Origin of the sequence: Streptomyces achromogenes, assembly GCF_030816715.1 — a bacterium.
Lineage (GTDB): Bacteria > Actinomycetota > Actinomycetes > Streptomycetales > Streptomycetaceae > Streptomyces > Streptomyces achromogenes_A.
On record NZ_JAUSYH010000001.1, the window covers coordinates 3,642,592 to 3,655,052 of the forward strand.

Consider the following 12,461-nt stretch of genomic DNA (forward strand, 5'->3'; position numbering starts at 1 on the left):
GGTTTTCTTTCCGGCACCCGGCAGTGACCGGCATGTCAGAGTGCGCGCTGGCGGCCTGTCAGTGCCACATAAAGACGTGTAGGGTTCCCAGCGGTGTGCCGGGAAGCCTGGTCGGCGATGTGAGGACAACTCTCTTCGTTGATCGGGGGTTCAGGTCATGGTGCTCGTTGTGGTCTTCGGGGTGGCGCTGCTCATCGCGGTGCTGCTGTCAGGGCTGGCCGCCCGGACCGTTCTGTCCACGTCCTTTCTCTTTCTGGTCGGCGGCGCGCTCGTCAGCGACGGTTTCCTGGGGCTGATCCACATCACGCCGGACAGCGAGATCGTGTCCGTGACGGCCGATCTGGCGCTGTTCGCGGTGCTGTTCACCGACGGCATGCACGTCTCCTTTCCCAAGCTGCGCGCCAACTGGCGAAACCCGGCCCGCGCGCTCGGGCTCGGCATGCCGCTCGCGTTCGTCGGCATGGCGCTGATCACGCATTGCCTGGTGGGCCTGGACTGGACGACGTCGTTCCTGGTGGGTGCCGTGCTGGCACCGACCGACCCAGTGTTCGCCTCGGCGATCGTCGGGCGCAAGGAGGTCCCGGCGAAGCTGCGGCAGCTGCTGAACGTGGAGAGCGGCATCAACGACGGGCTCGCTCTGCCGGTCGTGCTCGTCCTGATCGCCGCGGCCGGGCCGACCTCCGGGCACGCCGAGGCGTCGCTGGGGAAGATCGCGCTCGAGCTGGTCCTCGGGCTGGCGTTCGGTGTCGTCCTGCCGTTCGTGGTGATCGAGCTCGTCCGGTTTAGGCTGCTGGGCGCCGAGCCCAAGCTGCAGCCGCTGCTGCCGCTGGCGATCGGCGTGATCCTGTACGCGGCCTGCCACCTGACACACGCCAACCCCTACCTCGCCGCATTCTCCGCAGGCGCGGTGCTCACCGCGCGGTCCCTGGAGGCCAAGGAATCGTTCGAACCGCTCGGCGAGGCGCTGGCGGAGCTGGCCAAGTTCGCGGCGCTGCTGGTGTTCGGCGCGCTGCTGACGCCTCAGTTGTTCGGGGACCTGTCCTTCGGCGGCTACGTCGCCGTGGCCCTGGCGATCGTGCTGATCCGCCCGGCCTCGCTGCTGCTCTCGCTGATCGGCACGCGGTTCGATAGGCGGGAGAAGCTGGTCGCTGCCTGGTTCGGACCGAAGGGCTTCGCGTCGGTGGTGTACGGGCTGCTGGTGCTGCAAGCCGGGATCCCGCAGGGCGAGGAGGCGTTCACGCTGATCGCCGTGTGCATCGCCTTCTCGATCATCGCGCACAGCTCCACCGACGTGCCGATCGCCCGCATGTTCGACGTCGAGGATCTCGTCGGTGTGCCCGACGGCGACGAAGCACCCCGTCCTGCCGAGGAGGCCGGCCGTGTCGGCGCATGAACTCGCCGAGCCCTACCCGTACGTGTCCACCGACGACGCCGCCACTGATGCGGCCCTGCTGCCGGCCGAACACAAGCTGCCCGCATTGCTGGTCCTCGACCGCGACGACCAGCCGCACCCGTCGTGCCCGGATCGCAGCTCGTCGGACAGCTCGTGCCCGAATACGCGCTGCAGGATCCGCCGCCCGCGGCCGGGTTCGACGACCGGGATCTCCACGACGCACCTGACAGGCTCGTCGGGCTCACGGCCGCGATGGGGTTCCCCCCGCTCGAGCGAAGCCGAGAGCGGGGATTACTGCCGCGCCGCAGGTTCCGGCCGCCGACGGCCGGCCCCGACGCCGGTGTCCTGCGCATCACAGCTCTCATGGCGCGCACGCACACCCCGCCGGTCACCGTCGTCGAGCCCGACGGCGACCAGAGATGGCTGGTCGGCGCGGTGACGGCCACCCGCCTGACGGAACGACTCATCGGAGGAACGTGAACGGCTGGCAGAGCTGGGCGGCAATCGTCGTCTTCGTCGGGACGTACGGTCTAATCATCAGCGAGAAGATCCACCGCGTGGGCGCGGCCCTCGGCGGTGCCGCGCTGATGCTCGCGATCGGCGCGACCGACGACAAGTCGGCCTTCTTCTCCGAACACAGCGGTGTCGACTGGAACGTCATCTTCCTGCTCATGGGCATGATGATGATCGTCGGCGTGCTGAAGAAGACCGGACTGTTCGAGTACCTGGCCATCTGGGCGGTGAAGCGGGCACAGGCCAGACCGTTCCGCGTGATGGTCATGCTCATCGTGATCACGGCGGTGGCCTCGGCGCTGCTCGACAACGTCACCACGGTCCTGCTCATCGCCCCGGTCACTTTGCTGGTGTGCGAGCGCCTGGCCCTGCCCGCCGCCCCATTCCTGATCGCCGAGGTGTTCGCATCGAACATCGGCGGCATCGCGACCCTCGTCGGTGACCCGCCCAACATCATCATCGCCAGCCGGGCCGGCCTGACCTTCAACGACTTCCTGGTCCACCTCGCCCCGCTGGCCGCGCTCCTGGTCGTCGTCCTGATCGCCTTGTGCCGCTTCCTGTTCCGCAAGTCCTTCGTCTACGACGAGGCGCGCGCCGAGGAGGTCATGGCACTGCAGGAGGGCGAGGCCATCAAGGCCCCTCGGCTGCTCGTCCAGGGGCTCGTGGTGCTCGCTCTGGTCGTCGTCGGCTTCGTGCTCCACCCGGTGCTGCACTACGAGCCCAGCGTCGTCGCCCTGCTGGGCGCGGGCCTGCTCATCGCAGTGTCCTCGGTGGAGACCGGGGAGGTGCTGGGCGAGGTCGAATGGCCCACCCTCGCCTTCTTCGCCGGGCTGTTCATCATGATCGGCGGTCTGATCGAGACCGGCGTCATCGGCGAGATCTCCAAGGCCCTCGCCGACGCCATCGGAGACAACGAACTCGGCGGCTCGATGCTGCTGCTCGGCGCGTCGGCCGTGCTGTCCGGCATTGTGGACAACATCCCCTACGTCGCCACGATGGCCCCCATCACCAGCGACCTGGTGCAGTCGATGGGCGGTTCGGGCGACCACGTCATGTGGTGGGCCCTGGCCATCGGCGCGGACCTCGGCGGCAACGCCACCGCGATCGGCGCGAGCGCCAACGTGGTCGTACTCGGCATCGCCGAACGCAACCGACAGCCCATCTCCTTCTGGCAGTTCACCAAGTACGGCCTGGTCGTCACCGCCGTCACCGTGGCGCTGTCGGCCGGGTATGTGTGGCTGCGCTACTTCGCACTCGCCTGATCCGGCGGTGACGGACGGCACGGTCATGCCCCAACATGGGGTGTCGCCGAGGTGATCCCAAAGGCCGCCAATAGTTGATCTTGGAGGCGTCAAGAAGCTCCCACCGAGCGGCGGGGTCGCGCTGGGCAACCGCGTGGGGCGTGAGCCCGGATCCTGCGCTCCGAATTATCCCGCATTCAACAAGAAACATGATCGTGGACACAGCGGGGCAGACCCGAGCGCACGAAGTTTTTGATCACTGGCGTCCCAAGTACGCACCACAGGAGGCCAGGGCGGCGTGCCCGGTGCTGGTCGGGGCGAGCGCGCCGGTACCTGCCGGTGGTCGGCGCGTGGTCATCGCGGTGGCTCCTTCATGTCGGGCCGCCCTCTCGGTGGGCGGGGAATCGAGGGAACAGCGTGCCCGGGACCCCCTTGGCCGCGGTGTGACGGCCGCCGGTAGCGGGCATGGACAAGACATCTCAGTGGGTTATGAAGTCAAGCTGGCTGCTCGGTTTGGGGTGACAGGAGCGGCGCGAAGGCGTGCTGCTCGTCAAACTGCTATCGGGTCTTGAGACGCCTCAAGGCATGTAACTCGGCATGCCAGGGTGGTCGTTGTTCAAGTGTGCGTCGGTAATGTTATGGACATGCCCGAGGCGTGGATCGGCTTCAACGCTCGTGATCGGCAGCGGTACTGGTGGCGAACCGGCATCCTGACGCTGGCCCTCGCTGGTGTGGTGGTGGCGATGAGCTTGACCACACATGAATCCGGCAAGTGGTTGTGGGTCGGTGGCCTAGGGTCCTTCTCCGTAGTCGTGGTCTTGAGCACGATCAACACGATCTATGGCCAGGTCCTAATGACCATGGCGGGGTTGGAACTCCACACCTTCGTGAGTAGGCGAGTGGTTCCCTGGAGCGAGGTCGTGCGCATCGAGGAGCGGCGGCGGGTGAGACGGAGCGGAACCTGGTCGGACCTTCGTGTCATCAGGACCCATGGACGCTCGCTCACGATTCCGGGGACCCTCACCAATCGCGTGATGGATGCGGAACTCGAGCGGAAGCAGGCCGTCATCCAAGAGCACTGGTCCCGTGCAGTCGGTGGCTGAGGGAACTCATGCTCCGAGAGCCTCGGTTGCGATGGGGAAGGCGACGGCCTCCTCGAAAGGCTGTCCGTGCTGAAGGCAGTGGTGGAGCTGGCCAAGGAAGCGGTTCAGCAAGTGCCGTTGTGCGGCGGCATGCCAGTCACCATGCTCGCGTCGACGCCGGTAGTGCGAGTTCGCTCCCGGTGAGGCAGTGAGAGCGGCGAAGGCCCAGAGGAAGCCGGCATTGATGAGGCGATTGTTCTTGACGAACCGGCGGCCGACGAAACGCTTCTTGCCGGAGGCCCGGGTGATGGGGGCGGATCCGGCGTACGACTTGAGCGCCCTGGCGTCGGCGAACCGTGCCCGGTCGTCGCCCAGCTCGGCGAGCACGCGGGCGCCGAGCATGGGCCCCAGGCCGGGGAAGCTGAGCAGGATCTCGCTGTCGGCGTGCTGGTGAAAGGCGGTTGTGGCCGCCTCCGCGAGATCGTCCGCGGCCTGGCAGGTGGCGTCCAGCTGCTTGAGCAGGGCCAGGAGCTGGTGGCCGAAGGCGTCCTCGACGCCGGGGAGCTGGTGGCCGTACTCGGCACGGAAGACATCCCGCAGTCGCTCGGCTTCCGCGTCGCAGCCGCGCAGGCGGCCACTGCGTTTGAGAGCAGCCCGCAGCTGGGCGAGGGTGAGCTTCGCGGCCTTCGCCGGGGTCGGCGCCAGAGTGAGGACGATGCGAGCGTCAGCCCTGGTCAGACCGCCTTGCTTGCCCTGGAAGGCCAGCAGAGCAGCAGGGTAGTACTCGCGCAGGAGCGAGCGGACCTGGTTGGCGACCTGTTGCCGGGTCCAGACGGCGTCCTGCTGGGCTCGGGCCAGGACCGTGATGGCCTGCGCGAGTTCGGAGTCGGCCGGCAGGGGTCGGTGGGCGTGCATGTCGGTGCGCAGGATGTTCGCCAGGACCAGGGCGTCGCCCGGGTCGGACTTCTTTCGGCTGACGCCGTGGCGGTCGCGGTGGCCGGGCGGCAGCGAGCGGGTTGATCGCGAAGACCCGACGACTGCCGGTGCGCAGGCTCGCGACCAGTAGGCCGCGGCTGGTCTCGATGGCCACCGGTATCGGATCGTCTGGGCTGTCGCCGTGCTCCGCCAAGAGGTCCAGGAGCTTGTGGTAGCCGGCCGCGTCGTCGGCGAAACGGGCTTTGGCGAGCAGAGTGCCGGCTTCGTCGACGAGGGCGACGTCATGGTGACGTTCTGCCCAGTCGATGCCACAGAATACGGTCAAGCTGTCCTCCCAGATCCGTCCGTTTATGCAGGTCACGAGCACATGCAGGTCACGCGGCGCCCTAATCCAAGGACTCGTTGGTCCGCCATCTCAGTAGCCGTTCGCGACACCACCGCGCTCCAGGGGCTCGATCTTCTGCAGAGCTCACGGGCTCGCGGATGAACAAGAGGTTGACCCTGGAGCGGGCTCGCGCCGTGACAATCAACGTCCGACCGGGCCCCGCGAGTTTCGCGGTGACCACGGAGGCGCCGGGCTGCGCCGCTCTTGACAGAGGCCTCAAGGGCCCGGGGAAACGGAGGCGTCAGCCCGGCACCCGCGTCATCACCGCGGAGCCCGCAACGGATAGCGATGCCGCTCTTTGAGGAGGCCTTGACGGCCAGGGGGGATCCAGGCATTCGCTCTCCTGTGCGAGCAGCTATCCCGGGGCGTTTGCATGGTCCCGGGCCGTCTGCTTACGCACTGGATTAGGGGAAACGCGGTGGTGGCCGGGGCGGTAGCCGACCTGGACAAGGGGTCACGGTCGGGCCGACCATGCTGCGGACTGGGGGAGGCTGACAGATTCAGGACTTCGCGCTCTCTCATCCTGTCCCTCCCGCTCGGTCCCACTCGTCTCGAATCAGGAGCTGGCACAGCCAGGTCCGGAGATGACGTTTGTGCGGGCGCGATCGGTGCAGACGATGAGCTGACACAGCCTTTATATGACGAAGCGGAGAGGCACCATGGGCATCATCGCGTGGATCATCATCGGCCTGCTCGCCGGCGCCATCGCCAAGGCGCTGATGCCGGGCAAGGACCCCGGCGGCATCATCATCACCATGCTCATCGGCATCGTCGGCGGTCTGCTCGGCGGCTGGCTCGGCAAGGTCATCTTCGGCGTCGACTCCATCGACGGCTTCTTCGACCTCTCCACCTGGATCGCGGCGATCGCCGGCTCCGTCATCCTGCTCGCCCTCTACCGCCTCATTACCGGCAACCGGCATTCGCACCGCCACGCGTGACCCGCTGAAGGCATAACAATTCGGCACACACCTGGACGGTTCCCGTCCCTGTTCGCGGGACGGGAACCGTCAGCGTGGACGGCCCGGCCACTGGTTGCCCTCCGTGCTGGGCCATGCGGACAGCGAGAATCCGGGACTGCGGGCGACCGAGGTGTCCACGGGCGCTTTGGTCAGCAGGACGGCTTCGGACGGGTTCAGCGCGACGGGTTCACCGCGTTCAGCCGTGACCAGGCCAGCCATGCAACAAGCCACGACAGCATGAGAGTAATCGTGCAGGCCGCGCTAGCAGGGTTGCTGGTCCAGCTCGGACACACCGTCACCGAACGCCTGATGGCGGTGGCCTCATGGTGCTCGCCGAAGCGGCCTTTCCACGGGGCAACAGGGCAGCTGGGGATCGACCGGCCCGACTCCTTGGGGCGCTGGCGGGCGTATGCAGGGCGAAGTCGGCGTCGATGTCTCCGCGCCGACGTCGCCCCGTGCAGCCCGCCGCTTCACGGCAAGCCGTCGGAGCATCGGTGGTGCGGCTCCTCGAGCTCGTCGGCTAGAGGCCATCGGCTGCCACCCACCATCGAACGTGCCCTGACCGACTGCCTCGGCGGTGTGCGTCACCGGTCTGGCTGTGGTGGACACGGGCACGTTCGGGAGCGGATTCGGTGAAGGCGTGATCCTCGCGCTCATCCAGGTCGGCGGCTTCGGGATCATGACGATGGCGGTCAGCGCGTGAACAGCGGCTCACGATGGGCTGTCGGCCGTCACACCTCGTCGTCGGGCCACCCGAGGAGCCGGGCTCCGATCACCGCGGTCTGCAGGGTGTAGCGGTGGACGGGATCGCCGGGGTCGGCACCTGTGAGCTTGTGGATGCGCTCCAGGCGGTAGGTGAAGGCCCGCACGCTCAGGTTCAGACGTCGGGCCGCCTCGGCAGCCACACAGCCGGAGTCGAAGTACGCCGTCAGTGTCTCGACGAGCGGCCGGGCGCCGCCTCGTGCGCTCAGCAGCGGGCCGAGGGTGCTGCCGACGAGGTCGACCATGGCCTGTCGGTCGCGGGTCAGGACCGGGTAGACGAGGAGGTCGGCCGCGCGCAGCACCGGCTCGTGGATCTGCAGCCGGTCTGCCAGGTCGAGGGCGTTGAGCGCCTCTTCGTAGGAGTGGACGACGCCCCCGGCACCGGGGTGGGGACGTCCGATGGCGACCTTGCCGCCCTCGGTGGCCGCGTACGCCTGCTTGGCGAAGAACGCCAGCACGTCGTCCTGGTCCCCAGGCGCGATACAGATCAGCCTGCCGTCCTTGGTGGTGAGCAGAATGCGTCGCTCGCCGAACCGGCCGACCACAGCGCTCTCCACCTGTCGGGTGGCCGGGTCGGTCTCCTCGACCGGCTTGCCCCCCTGCGCGACGGCGACGGCATGGGCGCGCGAGAGGAGCAGCCCGAAGCGTTCGGCCCGTTCGGACAGGCGGCCCAGGTCGCTGCGACCGTAAAGCAGGTCGTCGATGAACTCGCGCCGCACCGCCTCCTCCTGCCGCACGGCGAGCAGCTGCGCCCGTTCGTGCCCCTCGGCGAAGGCGTCGATCGCCTGCTCGACGGCGGCCAGCGCTCGATCACCCGCCGCGGCGGAGAGCTCGGGCCAGTGGTCGCGGGCCACGGCCAAATGCCGGCGAAGGACGGCCCGCAGGCCGAAGCCGGCCTCGGCGGCGCGTTCCCCCCGGGTCCTCAGGGACTCCAACTCGTCCCTGGTGAAGCGGCGACCCGTTGCGCACACCTCGGTCAGTATCTGGACATACCCGTCCAGATACTCGTCGGGAACCTCCCGCCCTGTCACACGTCCTCCTGTTTTCTTGCGCCTTGCCGACGCGTTCCTGACGCACGCTGGACAAGACTGGCAGATCAGGGGCGGTGGGAGGAGCCTGGCATCAACGGGGTACGGGATTCCCTCGCTGATACCGAGGCGCACCAGCGACGACGAGGCAGCCAGGCACCACCAAGTTTCGGCAGATCCCTCCTCGCCGACGGCTCGGACCGACTGAGACGCCGAGCCGGCCGCGTGGAGCGACCAGCGGTTCTTCACTGCCCTCGCCGACGCACTGCCCGCCTGCCGGGCAACGAGACCGGGGCAAGGGCGACCACACCCCCCCTTGCCCCGGGACACGCGTCAGGCGAGTGCCGAGACCGCCGACAGCGTGGACGCGATCAGGGACGCCAGGCCGGGGACTCCTCCGCACTTCTCCTTGATCTTCCCCAGCAGCCCCTTGGCCACGGCCCGCCCGTCCGGGCTGTCCAGCGGCTGCTCGGCCACCGTGTCCAGGAAGCCGACACACAGCTCGTAGTCCTCGACGCGGGCCCGTTCGCTTTCCATGCCCTGCCTGATACGGACCAGCAATTCGGCGACGCCCTGTAACTCATCCCGCCCGATGCCGGAATTGTCCTGAGTCTGGCTTGAGTTGAAGGCTCCTGGCTGGTTCTGCACGTTCTGCATGGATCCGCTGTTCTGGATGCCCGAGTTGGTGCCGTCGGGCTGCTGTGCCTTGCGGCTGAACATCACTTCACCCCTCCTGCCGATTGCTGGGAGCCCAGCGCTCCCGGCTGGTTCTGCACGTTGCTCATCTCGCCGGTGTTGATGACACCGTTGTTGAGGACGACCGTGATCCGTTCCCGGTATACGCCGGTGTCCACGTTGTGCTCGACCAGGAAGCCATCGACCGAGGCGAGGACCCGCCCCTGCATCATCTCGATGTAGCGGCGGGCGTCGTCGTACTGCAGCATGTCGTCCATGTACCGGGTCGAGTACGCCTCCCGCAGACTCACTGGCCCTGCACCGGGATCCTGCTCGGGCTCCTGTTCGCTGCTCTTGGCCCGCTTGAACAGCCGGACCACGAACCAGCCGGTGTCCACGGCAGCGAGATAGGCGGTGCGGCGCTGCCATGCCCATCCCGAGCCCGACGCCTTCTTCTCCGCCTCGCGCAGGACGGGGTGGACCGGGTTGACCACGTGCGGGCGGATGACGACCCGCAGGTAGTGGTTCTCGTAGGCGAAACCGACGAACAGTGAGGCCACCAACTCGCCGTCCCACGAGGTCATGCGTGCGCACAGGAAGCGCCGGGCGACCTTCGGCGCCCGCTGGGCGTCTGCCGCCCGCACCCCGTCACGGGCCAGGGTGACCAGTCCCTCCCACCCCTCGGGCGCCAGTGTCTCCCAGCGTTCGGCGGAGATCGCCGCGACACCGAACACCTCCTGCTCGCTGTCGGGATGGAAGTCGCGCAGCGGAGCGATGGGACGCTGCAGTTCGCGGGCCACGTGCGCGTGCAGGTCGTCTGGGGTGAACCGGACCACCCCGTCGTCCGTGCGGGCGCCGGCCAGCAGATCCGCCACACTCGGCAGGGCCCGGAGGGAACCGTTCTCAGCTTCGGCGTTGGTGCCCTCGTCGTCGTCCTGCGACTTGGCGGGCGTCACGTCGATGCCGATCTGGGTCTCGAACCAGACCTTGCCGGCCCCGACGAAGTGATACCGCGACCCCGAGCCGCGAACCTCGTTCCGGTACGGCACGACCTCCCCGTACGACGCGTCCCGTATCCGTTCCACCGCCCCCCGGAACCGGCGTGGCACCTCGGCACCCCACACCTCGCCCCTGTCAGCGCGGATCACCGCGCGGAGCCGCCGCTGGGCCAGCAGCCGGTCGGTCCAGAAGGCCGCCCACAACCCGGTCAGCGCCACCACCGGCGCGACGTAACCGAGCGTCGTCAGTGCGCACAGTCCTGCGGCCACGCAGGCCAGGGCGGTGAGGGCGCGACGCAGCCACAACAGCCGCTGGGCCTGCGCGCACGCGGTCAGTACGGCCTCCAGGTCGAAGCCGTACGACGGTGTCGGCCGCCCGTCGGTCATGATGCGGCGGCGCACCCAGCGCACGTATTCGTGGCCGACCACCACCCGTGGCTGCTTGGGCGCGGTCGGTTCGTCGTCCGTGAGGATCTTCTCCAACGCGGTCCTCTCACCGGAGAGAGCTTCTGCGGCAGCCTTCTCCAGACGCCGCTGACGCACCCTCTTGGGAGTGAGCCTGGCGCGCATCTGCCCGGCCTGCTTCCGCCGCCACTTCCGAAGGTTGTCGGCGAACTCGGCGGCTCTGTCCGGCCGCAGATGAGCGGCCGCGCAGAGTAATCGCGTGGGTTCGGTCGTCCCGACCGTGCCGCTGCCGGCCCGTCCGTCGCGGTTCGTTGCCTGCCGCGGCACCGCCGGCACTTTCAGCAGTGACCCAGCGTCGTCCGCGGATCTCATGGACTCCGTGCCCATACACCCCCCGTCCATCGGCATGACGAACGATCGTGCCCCACCCAGGTCGGCCCTGCCTACCATACCCAAGCATCGCAATCACTCCCAAAACGCCTGTGGCCGTGGGGAGTTCGCTGCTGATTGGGCCTTCATGGGCTGGCGGTACTCGGGTGGTCCGGCAGGTGCGTTCCCAGGACTTCGGCCAGCCCCTGGCGGGTGGCGGCGAGGACCACCCGGTCCTGCGGGTGGAGGACGTAGCCGGGGTGCGGATCCCAGAGGAGGCCGCCGTGGTGTTCCATACCGTCGTGGGACGGTGTCACCGCGAGGTCGGGCAGGCGGTCGCCGGGTTCGGTGGAGTCGACGGCCAGGACGCGCCAGGCTCCCGGACGGAGGGGATTGAGGCGGCGGACCGCGAGGGCGGCGCGGATGTTGGTCTCGTCGTCATGGACAAGCGCGAAGCCGTCGGCCCGCGCGACACCGGCCTCCGCGAATGCCTGTCGTTGACGACCGCGGCCTGGAGGACACGGTGCCCGGTTCCCGGTCCGTGGCGGAGGCCCGGTTCACGACCGCCCGCATGCGAACAGAGGCCGCCGCCGCCCATCTCTCCGTAACGGTGCCTGCGGTGCCGGCACCGGGCAGCGACGATACAACGACGGTGACCCGCGCGCGGTACAGCTCACGCAGCTCGGCGGACAGGCGTTCGGCGAGGGCGTCGTCGCCGCACACGACCATGTGGCCTGGAAGCGCCGGATGCCGGGTCTAGCCGGGAAGTGAGGGACCGCGCCTCACGAGTGGGTCCGCCTCCCGACGGTAGCGACGTGGCTGCGGAGCTGGCCTCCGTCTGCTCGGCCGTCGACCACCCGGCTGCCTCCAATGGCTCGGTACGCGACGCGGCCCACCCCCGCTCCTTCCTCGATGCTGCTGTCGACCAGGCCGGACGACGACGGCAAGGTTAGACAACGGCCCAGCACGCGCCGAAGTAGTCGTCGCCCGGCATCAAGGAGGCATCAAGACTGCCGGAACACGGCAATGCGCCGCTCTCCATGGGCAGTTCAAGATGAGGGCAGCGGAAACAAGGGGAGCAGTCCCGGCACCGCGCCCTGGCGACAGGGTGGCTGCCGGGACTCGGGAACTCGGCTCGGGGGCGAGGACATGGGGCAGATCGTCGACGCAGCCGTGCGGTTCCCCACCGTCACCCTCACTTCGGCCCTGGCCGTCGCTCTCGGTTTCTGGCTGCTGGTCCTGTCGGGCCGGGCCGACGTGCGCGCCTTCGACGCCGACGCCCCATCGCTGACCAGGTCGCTCGGCGGGACGCCGGTCGCCGTTGCCGCCTCCGTCGTGATCGTGAGTGCCTGGCTCGTCAGCATCACCGGAACGCTCCTGATGGATCTGGCACGCCTGACCGGTCCCGGTGGTGCCGCGGCCCGGGTCGCACTGCTCGTCCTGTCCGCCCTCGTCGCCTGGCCGGTGACACGAAGGTGCGCGGCCTCCCTCGCCAGGGTGTTCCCGGGCATCCCCAGGTTGTACCGGCGGGCTGCGACGAGCAATGCCCCGTACGACCCCGGCAGTCCCCACACCCGCGGCTGAGCCGTCCACGGGCCGTACTAGCGGACCACGCTCTCACGACTGACGCATGCCCGACGCACCTGCCCGCAGCGGAGCGGGCCACCCGCCTCGCCTTAGAGGCTCCAACTCCTCGCAGACTTCAAGGATTTCGT

Annotated in this window: 12 protein-coding genes and 1 pseudogene; 7 read left to right on the forward strand and 6 right to left on the reverse strand. The window is 68.5% G+C overall.

Translation table 11 applies throughout. The annotated features are described in order from the left end of the window. The first annotated feature begins 157 nt into the window (after positions 1–157). The 4 genes from QF032_RS16260 to QF032_RS16275 all read left to right on the forward strand — a co-directional run bounded on the left by QF032_RS16260 (position 158) and on the right by QF032_RS16275 (position 4,250). Positions 158–1,393, forward strand: a complete 1,236-nt coding sequence (locus QF032_RS16260; protein WP_307056304.1) for a cation:proton antiporter — start codon at positions 158–160, stop codon at positions 1,391–1,393. A 123-nt stretch (positions 1,394–1,516) separates the two neighbouring features. Further along, positions 1,517–1,873 (forward strand): hypothetical protein, encoded by a 357-nt coding sequence (locus QF032_RS16265; RefSeq protein ID WP_307056305.1) that lies wholly within the window; start codon positions 1,517–1,519, stop codon positions 1,871–1,873. After that, positions 1,870–3,168: an ArsB/NhaD family transporter gene (locus QF032_RS16270; protein WP_307056306.1), complete on the forward strand. Its 1,299-nt coding sequence runs from the start codon at positions 1,870–1,872 to the stop codon at positions 3,166–3,168. The genes QF032_RS16265 and QF032_RS16270 overlap by 4 nt, the downstream gene beginning before the upstream one ends. Before the next feature lie 623 nt (positions 3,169–3,791). Next, positions 3,792–4,250: a hypothetical protein gene (locus tag QF032_RS16275; RefSeq protein ID WP_307056307.1), complete on the forward strand. Its 459-nt coding sequence runs from the start codon at positions 3,792–3,794 to the stop codon at positions 4,248–4,250. Between the two features lie 6 nt (positions 4,251–4,256). On the opposite strand, the pseudogene QF032_RS16280 reads toward QF032_RS16275, so the two are convergent. Next, positions 4,257–5,505, reverse strand: a pseudogene (locus QF032_RS16280) (IS110 family transposase). A gap of 704 nt (positions 5,506–6,209) precedes the next feature. Between QF032_RS16280 and QF032_RS16285 the strand changes: the two are divergent. After that, positions 6,210–6,488, forward strand: coding sequence for a GlsB/YeaQ/YmgE family stress response membrane protein (locus QF032_RS16285; protein ID WP_307060280.1), 279 nt, complete (start codon positions 6,210–6,212; stop codon positions 6,486–6,488). Between the two features lie 69 nt (positions 6,489–6,557). On the opposite strand, the gene QF032_RS16290 is transcribed toward QF032_RS16285, so the two are convergent. Further along, positions 6,558–6,728 carry a hypothetical protein gene (locus tag QF032_RS16290; RefSeq protein ID WP_307056308.1) on the reverse strand — a complete coding sequence of 57 codons (171 nt, stop codon included), beginning with the start codon at positions 6,726–6,728 and terminating at the stop codon, positions 6,558–6,560. Between the two features lie 358 nt (positions 6,729–7,086). Here QF032_RS16290 and QF032_RS16295 point away from each other — a divergent pair, with 358 nt between their 5' ends. Continuing rightward, positions 7,087–7,212, forward strand: a complete 126-nt coding sequence (locus QF032_RS16295; RefSeq protein ID WP_307056309.1) for a hypothetical protein — start codon at positions 7,087–7,089, stop codon at positions 7,210–7,212. 28 nt (positions 7,213–7,240) lie between these two features. Here QF032_RS16295 and QF032_RS16300 read toward each other — a convergent pair whose 3' ends face one another. From QF032_RS16300 to QF032_RS16315, 4 genes are all read right to left on the reverse strand, one after another. Then, complete coding sequence (locus tag QF032_RS16300; protein ID WP_307056310.1) at positions 7,241–8,302, reverse strand: PucR family transcriptional regulator; 1,062 nt, start codon at positions 8,300–8,302, stop codon at positions 7,241–7,243. 330 nt (positions 8,303–8,632) lie between these two features. Next, positions 8,633–9,019, reverse strand: coding sequence for a hypothetical protein (locus QF032_RS16305; protein ID WP_307056311.1), 387 nt, complete (start codon positions 9,017–9,019; stop codon positions 8,633–8,635). Then, positions 9,019–10,704 carry a hypothetical protein gene (locus QF032_RS16310; RefSeq protein ID WP_307056312.1) on the reverse strand — a complete coding sequence of 562 codons (1,686 nt, stop codon included), beginning with the start codon at positions 10,702–10,704 and terminating at the stop codon, positions 9,019–9,021. The genes QF032_RS16305 and QF032_RS16310 overlap by 1 nt, the downstream gene beginning before the upstream one ends. A 188-nt stretch (positions 10,705–10,892) precedes the next feature. Further along, positions 10,893–11,042 (reverse strand): hypothetical protein, encoded by a 150-nt coding sequence (locus tag QF032_RS16315; RefSeq protein WP_307056313.1) that lies wholly within the window; start codon positions 11,040–11,042, stop codon positions 10,893–10,895. A gap of 853 nt (positions 11,043–11,895) precedes the next feature. On the opposite strand from QF032_RS16315, the gene QF032_RS16320 reads away from it, so the two are divergent. Next, positions 11,896–12,330 carry a hypothetical protein gene (locus QF032_RS16320; protein WP_307056314.1) on the forward strand — a complete coding sequence of 145 codons (435 nt, stop codon included), beginning with the start codon at positions 11,896–11,898 and terminating at the stop codon, positions 12,328–12,330. Positions 12,331–12,461: the final 131 nt, after the last annotated feature.